This is a genomic window from Novosphingobium ovatum (assembly GCF_009909235.1).
GTDB lineage: Bacteria > Pseudomonadota > Alphaproteobacteria > Sphingomonadales > Sphingomonadaceae > Novosphingobium > Novosphingobium ovatum.
This window is the reverse complement of record NZ_JAAAPO010000006.1, coordinates 144,320-159,254: the sequence shown is the minus strand read 5'-3', so window position 1 is coordinate 159,254 and position 14,935 is coordinate 144,320. Positions and strand designations below refer to the sequence as shown.

The following is a 14,935-nucleotide window of genomic DNA, read 5'->3' as shown; positions in this document are numbered from 1 at the left end:
ACGGCATCCCGATCGTGCCCGACGCGCTGGAGCGGACCTATGATCTGGTGGTACTGGCAGTACCGCACCGGGAGTATCTGACCATCGGCGGGGCGGGTATGCGGGCGCGTTTGAACCCCAATGGTACGCTGGCCGATCTGAAGGGTGTGTTCGGCGCGGCGGCGGACTGGACGCTGTAACGCCACCCATCCGCAACAGCGAAAGGGCGCCCATGCGGCGCCCTTTTTGTTGTCAATGATAGCATTATCGACGCGGTTTAGTGGCACCAATCGCGCCGCCGCCCCGTCCATCTTTCGGCCAGCCCTTCGTTCACCAGCACATCGCCCAGACTGACCCCGCCGCGCGTAATTACACGCAGCGCCCGGCCATATTTGTCGGTCGCCCGCCCGCTGGGCATCTCCACCGAAAACGCCCCCGCGTTCAGCAATTCGACCAGCCGCAGCTTGGCCTTGTTGCCCAGATCCTGTTCGTAATCGCACTGCGCCTGACGGGTTTCTGGCGTGTTGATGTCGGCAATGCGGATCTTCAGCCCCTGATAGTGGATCGTGTCGCCATCCACCACACAGGCGTCCAGGCTGCTGCGCTTGCACAGGACAAATTGCGCCTGTTCCCGGTCACTTACGCCCGGTTTGACAGTCCCCGACACCGCCGCGCCCGGCGCGCTGGCGCCGCCGTTGAACCAGCCGCGCCAGCGGGTTGCCCCCACCATCACCGCCATCAGCGCCAGCACCACCAGAAACACCGCGCGCATCCCCGTAGGCAGCCGCCGCCGCCGGGCCTGCGGGCGCAGCATTTCCCATTCCTCGTCCCAATTGCTCTTCATCTACAATCGCTTACAACGAGAGGAACAGGCCTGCCAGCCCCGCGCTCATCAAATTGGACAGCGCGCCCGCGCACAGCGCCTTGATCCCCAGCCGCGCCAGCACCGGGCGCTGATTCGGCGCCAGCGATCCGGTCACCGCCATCTGGATCGCGATCGAGCTGAAATTGGCAAAGCCGCACAGGGCAAAGGTCACGATTCCAACCGTTTGCGCCGACAGATCCTTGGCCTGACCCAGATCGATGAAGGCGACGAATTCGTTCAGCACCACCTTGGTCCCGAACATGCTGCCCGCGCGCAGGGCTTCGGCCCAGGTGGGCGTGCCCAACAGCGCGAAAACCGGTGCAAAAACATAGCCCAGCACCATCTGGAACGACAAATCCGGGTGGCCAAACAGCCCGCCAACCCAGCCCACCACGCCATTGGCCAGCGCCACCAGCGCAACAAAGGCCAGCACCATCGCGCCCACCGCCACGGCCAGTTTCACGCCGGTTTGCGCGCCTTCGCTGGCTGCCATGATGATGTTGGCGGGGCGTTCCTGATCATGGCCATCGTCCAGATCGGCGTCATCGGATTCAACCACTTGGCCGCGCGGATCGGGCATGATGATCTTGGCCATGCAGATGCCGCCCGGCGCCGACATGAAACTGGCCGCCACCAGATAATCAATACGGATACCCAGCCCCGCATAAGCCGCCAGAATGGTTCCCGCGACGCCCGCCATCCCCACGCTCATCACGCAGAACAGTTGCGCCGGCGTCAGCCGCGCCAGATAGGGGCGGATCACCAAGGGCGCTTCGGACTGACCCAGAAAGATGTTGCTGGCCGCGCACAGCGATTCCAACCGGCTGATTCCGGTGATCTTTTCCAGCCCGCCGCCGATCCAGCGCACCACCAGCGGCATCACGCCCACGTAATACAGCACCGAAATCAGCGCCGCGAAAAAGATGATCACCGGCAATGACGAAATGGCGAAAGAGGTGCCGCCCAACTCTGGCTTGGCCAAGGGGCCGAACAGCAGGTTGATCCCCGCATGGGCATAACCCAGCAGATTGTTCACGCCCCCCGACACGAATTGCAGCGCCGCATTGCCCCACGGCAGATACAGCACCAGCGCGGCAAAGCCCGCCTGCAACCCGAACGCGGCCAGCACCACCCGCAACCGGATCGCCCCGCGATCCGACGACAGCGCAAAGGCTGCGGCGAAAATCAACACCAGCCCCAACAGGCTCAACAGGATATGCACGTTGCCCAAGGCCCCCTTTGGCGCGCCGGGCAGGGCCACGGGCGCGGATCACTTGGGGGCGGAACCTATCGCCGGTTGCCGCGCGCGTCCATGGGGCCCGGCGGGTTTATCCGCCCGCCTTGCTCACATTCCTGTCAAAAGCCGTATTTCCAGCCCACCGACCAGCCGCGATCGACCGGCAGCGTGGCGTAATGGCCCGGATTGTGCCGCCAGAACAGGTTGGCGTTGGCGCTGCCCCCCCACAGCGGCAGGTGCCACGCCAGCTCGGTGGCGATTTCGCGGCCATGCGGGCGCAGGTTTAGCCTTTGCGTGCCCCAAGTGGTTGTTTGCGTGTCGTAATCATAGGCCAGCGGTAGCCACAGATTGGCCCCGCCCGCCGCCACGCGCAGCGGCTGTGATACCCGGATGCTGAAAGTGTCGCCCGGCTTCAGCGCATTGGCCAGCGCCGCATCCACCACCCAGCCATTGGACCACAGATGCGACCCCGATTGCAGCATCGTGCCCGCATGGATCGCGGTATAGCCCTGCCGCCACCCCGCGCCGATGCGCAGATCGCCCATCGGGCGCCAGCCAACAGACGCATCGGCAAACCAGCTGTCGGCCCCCTGCGCGCCAAACACCGGGTTCAGCCGCGCGCCCAGCACGCCGCGCTGTTCGGCCATCCACGACAGGCCCAGCGCCGCGTCCCACGCGCCCCAGTGCCCATCGGCCGCCGCGCCAAAGCGATAGACCGCGTCACTGCGCTGCATCGGATCGGGCATGCCGGTGGTGCGCCATGGCGCGCCGATCTGGCCATCGGCGCGTTCCGCCGACAGCGTCAGCCCCCACAGCCCGCCCCACCGCGCGCCCAGATCCTGCCGCAGGGCAAAGGCGGTCTGGCCATGGCGGGCAAAGCCTGCGTCCTCCAGCGGGTTGGCCGCGATCATGAAGGCCGGGCGGTCCTGCCCCTGAAGTGAGGCCACCAGCCCGTCGGCCCCCATGCTATAGGCCAGACCCATCCGCGTGCGCGCCGACAATTGCGCGATCATCCGCGCGGCCAGCACGCGGGAGGCATCGGCATCCTCTCGGCTCAGCCGCAGCGCGCCGCGCCATGGATTGCCCTGATTGCGGCCATTGGCGTCCACGGTAAAGGCCAGCGACACCCGCCCCTGCGCCAGCGAGAGCGATTCCTGCCGCGCGGTCAGCGCCATCGTCAGCCGGGGCATGATCTGGGCCGCGCGCATGCCTGACGCCAGATTGACGTTGAACGCGCGGGCATAGCTGTCCATCATCACCGTGGGCAGGCTGGCCGCGCTGATCGCGTCACCCATGGCGGGCGATGTCACCACACTGGTGTCGCCCATCGCCATCTGGCTGCTGCCGATGCTGGTGCTGCCTTGCGCGGTAAAGGCCGCCGCGATGTTCAGCACCCCCTTGCCATAGGTGGTGTCCTCACCACTGGTGCCCGCGTCCGTCGCGGTGGTCAGCAGCAATTGCACCGCCTGCGCCGCGCTCAGATTGGGGAAGGCCTGCCGCAACAGCGCCACCGCCCCGGCGATCTGCGGCGCCGAAAAGCTGGTGCCGTTATAGACGGTGTAATAGTTCGACCCGCCGCTGCTGGTCACCTTGATCACGCCATTGGCGTATTCGCAGCAGATCTGTTCGCCCAGCGCGGCCAGATACCAGGCCGATTCCGTCCCCGCCCGGTTGGCAAAGCTGGAGATGACATTGCTGGTCCCGACCGACCCGGCGATGATCACATTGCCATTGCCCGCCGCCCGCAATGCCGCGGCAAAGTCATCCACCTGCGCCCCGCCGTCATTGCCGGCCGACACCACGATCACCACCCCCGCGCTGGCCGCGCGGCCCACCGCGCTGATCACGGCGGCATTGGGCGATGATCCGCCCAGCGAGATGTTGATCACCTTGGCCCCGGCGGCGATGGCGTTGTTGATGCCGGTGGCAATCGCGCTGTCGGCAAAGCTGCATCCGTTGGTGCTCAGGCAACTGCCGGGCGTGTCGGCGCGGTACGCCGCGATGGTGGCGTTGAACGCCATGCCCATCACGCCCGTCCCATCGCGCGCCCCCGCCGCGACCAGCGCGACCATCTCGCCATGCAGATCGTCGGCATTGGTCAGCCCCCGGCTGCCGGCCACATCGGCCGAGGCGCTGGAGATGCGGCCCGAAAATTCCGGATTGCTGGTGGTCAGCCCCGAATCGATGATGCCGATCGTCACCCCCGATCCCGAAGCCCCGGCCGCCCATGCGGTGATCGCGCCATGCTGGCTGGGCCCGCTCGAACGGGTGTATTCGCTGGTGATGAAACTGGCCGATGGGGTGGGCGTGATGATCGGCGTGGCGGTGGCGGTGGGTGTGGCCGTCGCCGTGGCCGATGTCGTCCCGCTGGGCGTGGAGTTCACCCCGCCGCCGCCATCGCCCCCGCCACAGGCCGCCAGCGTCCCCAGCGCCAGCGCGACCACGCCGGTCACGGGCACGCGCGCGATCAGCGCAAAGGCGCGGCTGCGGCAAAAGGTGGTGGCGGCATCGGTGGTGGTGGTGACGGAGTGCGCGTCACACGATTGGGCCGGCGATGGCGTATGGCTGTTCATGGCCTGAATATGTCCCCCAAAACGTCTGATGCCGTGTGCCGGTCGCCCCCTGCGCCCGTGCCATTGGTTCCGCACCGAACCGTGATGTAACGGCAAAAGATGAAGGCATGGTATGCCCGCGCGCGTCCCCGGCAAAGCCCGCAAAGCTCCATATTCCACCGATTTTGCCGCCTCTGCGCTGCGCGTGCCACAGGCGTTGGGGCAGGTGGGGGGCAGGTGGGGGTGCCATGGCTCTTGTGCGCGGGGGCGTGTGGCGATAGTCGCTGGTCGCAACCGTATCGTGGGCCTGTTGCCCCCAAATCCAAGGATTACCCCATGACCGATATCGCCGCCCTGTCCTCTGCCATCGAAGCCGCGTGGGACGCGCGCGACACCGTCACCCCCGCCAGCGATGATGTGCGCGCCTCTGTCGAGGCCGCGCTGGCGCTGCTGGACTCTGGCGAGGCGCGTGTTGCTGAAAAGATCGACGGCGAATGGGTGGTGAACCAGTGGCTGAAGAAGGCCGTGCTGCTGAGCTTCCGCCTGAATGACAACGCGATTTTGGACAATGGCATGGGCGGCGCGCCCGCTTGGGACAAGGTGCCGCTGAAAACCGCAGGCTGGACCGAGGAGCAGTTCCGCGCCGCCGGTTTCCGCGCCGTCCCCGGCAGCGTCGTGCGCCAGAGCGCCTTCATCGGCAAGGGCGTGATCTTGATGCCCAGCTTTGTGAACCTGGGCGCGCATGTCGATTCGGGCACGATGGTGGATACCTGGGCGACCGTGGGTTCCTGCGCCCAGATCGGCAAGAACGTCCACCTGTCGGGCGGCGTGGGCATTGGCGGCGTGCTGGAGCCGTTGCAGGCCGGCCCCGTGATCATCGAGGACAACTGCTTCATCGGCGCCCGCTCCGAGGTGGTCGAGGGCGTGCGCATTGGTGAGGGCGCGGTGCTCTCGATGGGCGTGTTCATCGGCGCGTCGACCAAGATCGTCGACCGCGCCACGGGCGAAGTGCATGTCGGTTACGTGCCGCCCTATTCGGTGGTGGTCCCCGGCAGCCTGCCCGGCAAGCCGCTGCCCGATGGCACGCCGGGGCCGAGCCTGTATTGCGCGGTCATCGTCAAGACCGTCGACGCGCAGACCCGCGCCAAGACCGGCATCAACGACCTGCTGCGCGACTAAGCGCCATGGTGGCGGCTTGGCGCGGATGGCTGATGGGGGTGGCGCTGGCGGCGCTGCCTCTGGCCGCGTGTCAGGCCGCCCCGGCGCGTGCCCCCGCCGCCGTGCCGGTGGCCGAGGCGCAGGCGCTGCGGGTGCTGCCCCATGACACGGGCGCCTTTACCGAAGGTCTGTTCATCGATGGCGACACGCTGTTCGAGAGCACCGGGATGGAGGGGCGCTCGTCACTGCGGCGGGTGGATCTGGAAACGGGGCGCGTGCAGGCGCAGATGAACCTGTCCGCGCCGTTGTTTGGCGAAGGCATCGCGCCGTTCACCGCGCCCGATGGCAGCCGTCAGATCCTGATGCTGACATGGCGCAACGCGGTCGGTTTCCGCTTTGCCCGCGATGGTTTGGCGGTGCAGGGCCGCTTTACCTATGTGGGTGAAGGCTGGGGCATGACCAGCAATGGCGCGCAGATCATCATGTCGGATGGCACCGATCAGCTGCGCTTTATCAATGGCGCGGACTTTACCACCACCCGGCTGTTGCGCGTCACCGCCAATGGCCGCCCGATCGTCAATCTGAACGAGCTGGAATGGGTGGATGGCGAGATTCTGGCCAACATCTGGCTGACCGACCGCATCGCCCGGATTGATCCGGCGACCGGCCACGTCAAGGGCTGGATCGACCTGTCGCCGCTGCGCCGCAAGATGCCCGCGCTGGGCACCGATCAGGTGGCCAATGGCATCGCGTGGGACGCGGTCCACCGTCGCCTGTATGTCACCGGCAAGGAATGGCCCGCGATGTTCCAGATCGCCTGGCCGGTGGCGGGGCGGCGCGCGCGCTAAGACGCCGGATCGGCGCGATTAAGCTATGGCATCGCGGCGCGGGCTTTGGCATGAAGGGCCATGCCGACAGCGCTTTTCTATCAGTTTGCCGTGTCCAGTGTGATGGTGGTGTTTTGCGTGGTGGTGCATGGCATCGGCCTGTTCGGCCTGACCAAGGCATTGCGCAGCGAAATCAACGTCGAACGCCTGCGTCATATCAAGCCGCTCTCCCCGCGCGGGGCGCTGTTCACACTGTCGATCGTGGTGGCGATCATCGGGCTGCACGGGCTGGAGATATGGGCCTTTGCGGTGGCCTATCTGGCGGTGGGCGCGGTGCAGGGGCTGGAGGCGGCGCTCTATTTCAGCACGATCTCCTATTCCACGGTGGGCTATTCGGATGTGCATATCCTGCACGAATGGCGGTTGATCGGCGCGTTTGAAAGCATTCTGGGCATGCTGCTGCTGGGCTGGTCGACCTCGTTCTTCTTCCGCATGCTGGGGCGCATCGACGCCCATTAGGGCGGCGATGCTTGGCCCCTGCGCGCCCTCAGAATGTCGTCGGGTTTTCGATCGGCGGGTCGGCGCGGTGGGTGGCGGCATAGGTTTCGGCGGCCTTGAGCACGCGCATCATGTTGCCGCTGGCGAGTTTTTGCAGATCGGCCTGTGAATGGCCGCGCCGCGCCAGTTCGACAAACAGCGCCGGATAGGCCGAGACATCGGGCAGCCCCTGCAACCCCACCGAGCCGCCATCGAAATCCCCGCCCAGACCCACATGGTCCACCCCGATCAGGCGGATGATATGTTCGATATGGTCGGCCACTTGGGCCAATGTCGCCACCGGCTTGGGATTGTCGCGGGTCCATGCGGCCATGCCGTCCTTGACCGCCTGCGGGCGGTCGGGGTTCAGCGCCTTCAGCCGCGCTTCCTCGCCCGCGCGGCGGCCGGTCCACAGCCGCAGATCGCCGTTGATATAGACCGGGAAGAAATTGACCATGATGATCCCGCCATTGGCCCGCAGGCGCAACAGCACGTCATCGGGCACATTGCGCGGGTGCGGCGCCACGGCATAGGCATTGGAATGCGAGAAGATCACTGGCGCGCCCGCCACGTCCAGCGCGTCCATCATCGTCTTGGGGCTGACATGCGACAGGTCCACCAGCACGCCCAGCCGCTGCATCTCGCGCACGACATCCTTGCCAAAAGGCGTCAGGCCGTTGTGCGCGGGGGCGTCGGTGCCGCTGTCGGCCCAGGCGTTGTTGCGCACATGCGTCAGCGTCATATAGCGCACGCCCAGCCCCGCCATCTGCCGCAGTACCGCCAGCGATCCGCCGATGGAATGGCCGCCCTCCGCGCCCAGCAGGCTGGCGATGCGGCCCTGTTTGAACGCGGTTTCGACGCAGGCGGCCGTTTCGCAATAGGCCATGGTGTCGGCGTGGCGGGCGATGATGCGCTTCATCACGTCCACCTGCTCGATGGTGGCCTGCACCGCCTGTGGTTCGGGCAGGGCGGCGCTGACATAGACCGACCAGAATTGCGCCCCCACGCGCCCCTGACGCAGGCGGGCGATGTCGGTTTGCATCCCCGCGCCGCCTGATTGGCCATCGGGGTCGGCCTCCGCGTGCGTGTCGCGAAAATCAAACGCGCCCGCCTGACCCGCCGCGCCCATCACATTGTGGCGGCGGTCGCGCAATTGTTCGGGCACGTCATTATGCCCATCCCACACGGGCGCGGCCTTCAGCGCGGCGGCGGCGATCTGCTCTGGCGAGGCGGAGGTGAGCGCCAGGGCGGGCATCGGTGCCAGCACGGCGCTGGCCAGCAACAGGGGGAACAGGGCGTGACGCAAGGCGGGTACTCCCAAACGGGGGGCAGGATCAGGCAAGCGCGGCCGCATCGGTGCCAAGGCCCCGGCGCGTGGCGGCATATTCGGCAAACAGCCCGGCAAAATGGCCCCGCGTGGTAACCGTTTCTGCGGCGACCGGGGTTTTGGGCAGGTTGTGCAACAGTTTCAGCGTCGCCTTGGCCGCGGCCACGGCGCTGCCGGCGCGATAGGTCACACCCGCCCCGCCGCGCGCATGATCGGCCGCGCCGCCGCGATTGGGCACGATCACTGGCACGCCGCTGGCCCGCGCCTCGGCCGCGGCCATGCAGAAGGTTTCGGCCTCACACCCATGGATCAGCGCGTCGGCGCTGGCCAGCAGGGTGGCGAATTTCACCCTGTCTTTTTCCGGGGTCAGCAGGCGGATATGCGGATTGCCCGCGATCTGTTTCAGAATGCGCGCCTTGTGCCCACCCGCGCCCAGCATCACCATGCCGATCGGCATCAGGCGGCTGGCGGCCATCACCGCGTCAACGATCATCGGCCAGCGCTTTTCCGCGCTCAAGCGGCCCACGCCGATCAACAGCTTGGCGCTTTCGGGCAGGTCGCACAGGGCCAGCATCTTGCGCCGCAGGGCCGGGTCGCGGCGGCTGGGGCTGAACACGCCCGCCTCGATCCCCATGGGGTGCAGCACGGTGTTGGCCACGCCCCCCGCCGCCAGCCGGTCGCGCAATTCGCCGCTGGCACAGACCACGCGGTCGAACGACTGGCCCAGTTCGCGCAGGTGGTCCCAGAACCGCGAGAACCGTTTGTCGATCGTCGCGCGCGAGAGCAGCGGTTCGAACCAGCGATAGGCATAGGCCGAGAGCGGATCGGCGTGCATCACCAGCGCGCGCGGGGCTGGCCCCGGCCAGCGCGCGACCATGCTGGCGCTGCGCCACGGGCTGGAGCATTCGACGAAATCGGGCGCCAGATCGTCCAGCGCCTGATGCAGCGCGGGTTCGTCATTGAAAAACCAGTATTTGCGATCCAGCGGAAAGCGCGGCGCGGGCAGGGTGATCAGCCGGGCGTTAGGGCCGCGCTCGCTGATTTCATAGCGGTCGCCGGGGGCCAGAATGATGATCTCGTGGCCCAGTTCGGGGCCGATCTTCATCTTCTGCTCGACATAGGTTTTCACGCCCCCGCCATGGGGCGAGTAAAAGGCGCAGACGTCGACAATTCTCATGCCCCAGCCACAGCCTTCATCCGTTTGGGCCAACCGATGGCGCAGGCGGCCGGTTGGGCCGAGCCTGTCGCGCGGGCGTTCTCATGCGCCCAACGTGGCGGATTGGCAAGAGGGGGGAGGGATCTCCTGCCCGCACCATTGGCGCGAGGGCGGGATGTCCCGCCCTCTTGGTCGATATGTCAGCGCGCGCCGTCGATCGGCGCGACGCCCAGCCCGCTGCGATAGTTCAGCACGACGCGCGTGGGGGTTGGCCCCGCGCCCACGGCCACGCCGGTATGGGCGGCCTTGGGCTTGCTCCAGCCCAGACGCGGATTCGAGCCAAAGCCGATGCCATCCACCCACCAGCCGAACTTGCGGTTGTTGTCGCGGTCATGCAGCAGCATCAGCGAATAGGTGCCGGGCGCGGGCACGCGGATGCACAGGCGCACGGGCCCGGTGGGCGGCAGGTCTTCCTCGACCCGGCGGAACGCCTTGCCCTGATAGACCAGCACATTGTCGTCCATCAGGAAATCGGCGTCGTTATTGGGATAGATTTCCAGCTTAAGCCGCCCGGTGCGGTCCTTCAGGCCGACGACCTCGACCATCAGCGAGGGGCCGCTTTCACCGGGGCGGCATTTGCCTTCGGCCTTGCCCAGTTCGGGCGTGGAGGGCAGCGGCACCGACGGCTTGGGCGCGTCAGCGGCCAGCAGGGGGATCAGGGCAAGCAATGCGCTCATCGTTCACTCCGCGAGGTTAGCACTTGGGTCGAGGCCAGCGTCAGTCCCATCACCACATGGGCCACCGGATAGATCGCCGCCATCAGCGTAAACAGATACGAAATCTGGGCATCATTCCCCAAAAGGAACACCGTCAGCCCGGCAAACACCACTTCCTTGTTCGGCAACAGCGGCAAGCGCGAGATCAGCATGCGCAGCGTCGCCAGCACCAGCCACATCACATAGGTCACTTCGGGCAGCACCAGATGCCACATCAAGGCCGTCAGCCCGACATAGGCGATGATGCGCAAGAAGTGCACGCCGGTGATAATCCACAATTCACGTTTCGGGAGGGTGAACAGCTTTTGCCGGAACAGCATGATGACAAAGCTGGTCACCAGCACCACACCCAGCGAGCTGAACACCAGCCGCGTTTCCATGCCCAGCGCGCCCGAGGACACAAATGGCCATGCCCACACCAGCATCACCATCGTCGCGATATTGCCCGTCAGCGCCGAGAGGATCGTCATGTCCTTGATCGCGCCAAACGGGGCCGTCACCATGTTCAGCCGCGCCCGCGCCCAGGCATAGAACTGCACCTCGCCCAGATAGGAGAGCAGCAGTTCGTTCGACACCTGTTTGCGCAACAGCGCGCCCATGCCCGACAGCGGGATCTGCCACAAACGGCGATAGATCACCCATTCGGACAGCGGCGGCATCATGTAATTGACCGCGAAGACGATCCAGAACACCGGCGAATGCGGGATCATCTGGACGATCTTGTCCAGATCCAGCTCGCGCAGTTTCAGGATCACGACCACCAGCATCGCCAGCGAAATGCCGGTCGAGAGATATTCGGCCCAGCGTTGCTGCTTGGATCGGTCGGCGGTGGTGACCACAGGCTCGGCGCCCGGTTCGGGCGCGGGGGTGGCCGGGGACGCGGCGGGGGTGCTGTTGCTGTCGGTCATCAGTTCACGGCCTTGTCCCAAAAGGGTCGGGGGCGTCCCTGATGCCCTTTCATGGCGGAATTAGGGCCATGCGCCCTAATGCAGGCTGAACCGCGCATGGGGGGGATGTTCATGATGTCTCCACGGGGGCTGCGGCACATTTCAGACCGGCCCCATCAGTTGGGCATAGCGCGCCGCCGGACGGCGCGCGGCAAAAGCGGCATAGGTGGCGCGAATGGACGCGATCAGTGACGGTACGGTGACATCGCCGGGATGGGTGGCGATGCGCACCACGCGCTGTCCGTGCAGGGTGTGGCGGGCCAATGCGGCAAAGAATTTGCTGGAGCGCTGGCGCGGGACGCTGCGGCTGGCCCATGTGATGACGGGGCCGCGAGCCAGTACCTCGCCGGTCTGGGGACGCCAGACGCGCATGTGATCCTCGGCCATGGCAAAGCCCGATTGCGCCAGCGCGGCATGCGCGCCCGGCCCATACAGCCATGCCGGCGCGATGAAGCCTGTGGTCGGGCGGCCGATGATGTCCTCGATCAGCTTGCGCCCGTCCGCCATGCGGCGGGCGGCTTCGTCCTGGCTCAACCCCAGAAACTCGCCCTCGCTGGCGGTCATGTGCTTGGCCTTGAACGCGGCCATGCCGGAATGCTCGGCCAGATCCTTGTGGAACCAGCCGTGGACGAACATCTCCACCCCCTGATCGGCCCAGCCGCGCAGTTTGGTCTGGAACGCGGGGGCGGCGGCCAGCGGCGCCTGCGCCCAATGGTCGGGCACCACCAGCATCGCCAGCTTCATCCCCCCCAGAATCGGCGCCATGATGTCGATCAGGTGATCCACCGCGCTTTCGCTGCGGGGACCCACATCGTGGATCGAGGCCAGAAGCAGTTTTGTCATGTGCGCACCCGTTTGTCCTGCGGCCTAGTCCGGCTCTTGCGCCTGTGGCGTGCCCGCCGGGACCGGCCCCAACAGCGCCGGTTCAAAGATCAGCGCACAGATCAGCGTCCAGATCAACGAGATCATCAGGATCAGACCCATGCTGGCCGTGCCGGGATGCGCGCTGAACCATAGCGCGCCAAACGCGCTGCCGGTGGCCAGCGCCGAACACACCACCGCGCGGGCCAGACTGGTCTGCAACAGATCGGCGATGCCGCGCCGCCACGCCATGACGAAATAGATATGAAACGCCACGCCCACGCCAAACAGCAGCGGAAAGGCGATGATATTGGCAAAGTTCAGCGGTTGCCCGATCACCACACAGGTGCCCAGCGTCAGGAACCCCGACAGCACCACCGGCGCCAGCGTAAAGGCCACCTCACGCAATGACCGCAGCACCAGCCACAGCAGGCCGCTGACCAGCACCAGCGCCAGAATGCCCGCCTGAATGAAGGCCCAGGCCACCGTCTTGGCGGCCTCCTGCGTGGCGATGGGCATGCCGGTGGCGCGCGGCGCCTCGGCCCGGACGACGCGGGTGAAACGTTCCAGCACGGCGTTGTCGGTGCTGTTGCCCGCGGGCGTCACCTGCACCAGCGCCCGCCCGTCCTTGGCCAGCCAGTCGGCCACCAGTTCGGGCGGCAGGTTGTCGCGGGTGATTTCGCTGGCCGTCAGGCTGGCGCGCAATTTGTCCAGCGTCAGCGTCAAGGGCGGGACCAGCGTGTGTTCGGCCGCCGCGCGCTGGGCCGGGGTGCCCGCCGCCAGCGCGGCAAAGCTGCGCGCCAACCGCCGCGCCGCATCGCCCAGTTCCCCGCCACGCGCATCGGCCAGCGCGTTCAGGCTGACCGATGCCTTGGTCAGCGCGGCCAGTGTGCTGGCGTCATCGGCAGGGGCGGGCAGGTCAAACGGGTTCACCGCCGCGTCCAGCAACAGCGAAGCATCCGAAATCAGCGCCAGCTTCAACGCCTGCCCCTCGGGCACGAAACTGTCGATCGAGATGGCCCGCGCGACCTCTGGATGGGCCTGCAACCGGCTGGCCAGCGCGGCGGCCTGCGCCGCATTGGGCGACAGCACGGCGATGGTGTTGGGCGTGCGCTCGGCGTCCCGCATCAGGTTGGACAATTCGCGCATGGCGGGCGATTGCGGGTTGCGCAGATGCAGCGGGTTGAAATCAAACCGCACCCACGCCAGCAACATGATCGACAACGCCATCGCGCCGACAAAGGCGATCAGGATCGACCGGCGATGGCGGTGCAGCCATGCGTCCATCGGCGCGGCCCCGGCCCAGCCCACGCGGGCGGCCGGCACGGCGGGGCGCATCAGGATCAGCAATGCGGGCAACAGCGTGATGTTCAGCACAAAGGCGATCACCATCCCCACGCCCGCGATCACGCCCAATTCGGCAATGCCGATATAGTCGGTGGGCAAGAACGCTCCCAGCGCCAGAAAGATCGCGCCCGCCGCCAGACTCAGCGGTTCGCCGATGGCGTGGGCCATGCGTTCCAGCGCGCTCAGCGGATCGGCGCCACCGTGTCGCTCGGCGTTGAAACGCACCGCGACCTGAATGCCAAAATCCACCCCCAGCCCGACAAACAGCGGGATGAACGCCACCGAGATCAGGTTCAGCCGCCCAACCGCCAACAGCCCCAGCGCCAGCGTGATGACCAGCCCGGCCACGATGGTGATCAGGATCGCCGCCACGCTGCGCGCCGACCGGGTGGCCAGCCACAGGCACACCAGCATGGCGATCACCATCACCGCGCCGATCACCCCCATGCCCTCGCGGATCGAGGCGAATTCCTCGTCGGCCAGCGGCACTTCGCCGGTGATGCCCACCCGCACCCCATGCCCGCCATCCAGCCCCAGCCGCGCGGCATGGGTGCTGATTGCCGCCACCGCCTCGGCGCCCGGTTCCAGCTCGCCATATTGCATGCGCGGCAGGACCATCAACAGCCGGCGGGTGGGGGGCGCCATCGTGCCGGTCGACCCGGAAAACAGCCGCTGCCATGAAAAGAACGTCTTGCGCCCGGCCAGATCGCCGTCAATCGCGTCCGACAGAGCGCGCATCGGCACGGCCAGACGGCCCGCATCGGCGGGCGAATGCAGCGCGCCATCAGCCACCGTGTCCAGCGTCTTGGCAATCCCGCGCAACGATGGGTCCGCCGCCAGCCCACCCAGCAACGGCTGTGCGTCGATCAGTCGACGGGTCGTATCCTGCACCTCGGGCAAAGAGGCGAACAACAGGCCGTTCTGGTCAAAGAAGGCGCCCCCATCGGGCCGCCGCACACCGATCACATGCGCCTTGTCCTGCGCCAGTTTGGCGGACAGGCGGATGGCGGCGTCCTCGGCCAATTCGGGGGTTTGCCCGTCCACCACCACCAGCACCGAATCGCGGATCTGGGGAAAGGCCGCCTCGATCGCGGCGCCGTCCTGCCGCCATGGTGTTTTGGCGCTGATCAGTTCGCCCGTGTCGGTGGTCATGTCGAACGCCACCGAAACATAGGCCAGCGAGGCAATCACCAGCCCCACCGCCGCCATCAACGCGCGCAGCGGACGGCCCGCGCAGGCGCGGATGGCCATCAGGATCAGTTGGTGCAACCTTGCGGACATCATCAGGATTAGCCCCTGCCGGAAAACCGCCGTTTCGACAATAGGCCACAGGCGTGCGGCATGGATTGCCCAAACCCGCATTGGC

General features: G+C 66.7%; 13 protein-coding genes. 4 read left to right on the top strand and 9 right to left on the bottom strand.

Translation table 11 applies throughout. The annotated features are described in order from the left end of the window. Nucleotides 1–256: 256 nt before the first annotated feature. From GTZ99_RS15040 to GTZ99_RS15030, 3 genes are all read right to left on the bottom strand, one after another. The gene (locus GTZ99_RS15040; protein ID WP_161720331.1) at nt 257–823 is read right to left on the bottom strand and encodes a thermonuclease family protein; all 567 of its coding nucleotides are present in this window, start codon (nt 821–823) and stop codon (nt 257–259) included. Between the two features lie 10 nt (nt 824–833). After that, nucleotides 834–2,066 (bottom strand): NupC/NupG family nucleoside CNT transporter, encoded by a 1,233-nt coding sequence (locus tag GTZ99_RS15035; RefSeq protein WP_161720363.1) that lies wholly within the window; start codon nt 2,064–2,066, stop codon nt 834–836. 134 nt (nt 2,067–2,200) lie between these two features. After that, nucleotides 2,201–4,282 carry a S8 family peptidase gene (locus GTZ99_RS15030; RefSeq protein ID WP_161720329.1) on the bottom strand — a complete coding sequence of 694 codons (2,082 nt, stop codon included), beginning with the start codon at nt 4,280–4,282 and terminating at the stop codon, nt 2,201–2,203. Between GTZ99_RS15030 and GTZ99_RS17085 the strand changes: the two genes are divergently transcribed. The 4 genes from GTZ99_RS17085 (at nt 4,248) to GTZ99_RS15010 (ending at nt 7,137) form a co-directional block, all read left to right on the top strand. Then, the gene (locus GTZ99_RS17085) at nt 4,248–4,661 is read left to right on the top strand and encodes a hypothetical protein (protein WP_161720327.1); all 414 of its coding nucleotides are present in this window, start codon (nt 4,248–4,250) and stop codon (nt 4,659–4,661) included. The two genes, GTZ99_RS15030 and GTZ99_RS17085, sit on opposite strands and share 35 nt — an antisense overlap. A 308-nt stretch (nt 4,662–4,969) precedes the next feature. Next, on the top strand, nt 4,970–5,812 hold the full coding sequence (dapD, locus tag GTZ99_RS15020; protein ID WP_161720325.1) for a 2,3,4,5-tetrahydropyridine-2,6-dicarboxylate N-succinyltransferase: 843 nt from the start codon (nt 4,970–4,972) through the stop codon (nt 5,810–5,812). A 5-nt stretch (nt 5,813–5,817) separates the two neighbouring features. Then, a complete protein-coding gene (locus GTZ99_RS15015; RefSeq protein WP_227711395.1) occupies nt 5,818–6,639 on the top strand; it encodes a glutaminyl-peptide cyclotransferase in 822 nt (273 codons plus the stop codon). Between the two features lie 60 nt (nt 6,640–6,699). After that, nucleotides 6,700–7,137, top strand: a complete 438-nt coding sequence (locus GTZ99_RS15010; RefSeq protein ID WP_161720323.1) for an ion channel — start codon at nt 6,700–6,702, stop codon at nt 7,135–7,137. 28 nt (nt 7,138–7,165) lie between these two features. On the opposite strand, the gene GTZ99_RS15005 is transcribed toward GTZ99_RS15010, so the two are convergent. The 6 genes from GTZ99_RS15005 to GTZ99_RS14980 form a co-directional block, all read right to left on the bottom strand. After that, nucleotides 7,166–8,461, bottom strand: a complete 1,296-nt coding sequence (locus tag GTZ99_RS15005; RefSeq protein WP_320076695.1) for a dipeptidase — start codon at nt 8,459–8,461, stop codon at nt 7,166–7,168. 28 nt (nt 8,462–8,489) lie between these two features. Beyond that, the gene (locus tag GTZ99_RS15000; protein ID WP_161720320.1) at nt 8,490–9,659 is read right to left on the bottom strand and encodes a glycosyltransferase; all 1,170 of its coding nucleotides are present in this window, start codon (nt 9,657–9,659) and stop codon (nt 8,490–8,492) included. A 179-nt stretch (nt 9,660–9,838) separates the two neighbouring features. Beyond that, nucleotides 9,839–10,375 (bottom strand): DUF2141 domain-containing protein, encoded by a 537-nt coding sequence (locus GTZ99_RS14995; RefSeq protein WP_161720318.1) that lies wholly within the window; start codon nt 10,373–10,375, stop codon nt 9,839–9,841. Then, entirely contained in the window at nt 10,372–11,322 is a 951-nt protein-coding gene (locus GTZ99_RS14990; protein ID WP_161720316.1) for a hypothetical protein, read from the bottom strand. The genes GTZ99_RS14995 and GTZ99_RS14990 overlap by 4 nt, the downstream gene beginning before the upstream one ends. 141 nt (nt 11,323–11,463) lie before the next feature. Beyond that, nucleotides 11,464–12,204, bottom strand: a complete 741-nt coding sequence (locus GTZ99_RS14985; protein WP_161720314.1) for a DUF2334 domain-containing protein — start codon at nt 12,202–12,204, stop codon at nt 11,464–11,466. 24 nt (nt 12,205–12,228) lie between these two features. After that, complete coding sequence (locus tag GTZ99_RS14980; protein ID WP_161720312.1) at nt 12,229–14,853, bottom strand: MMPL family transporter; 2,625 nt, start codon at nt 14,851–14,853, stop codon at nt 12,229–12,231. Nucleotides 14,854–14,935: the final 82 nt, after the last annotated feature.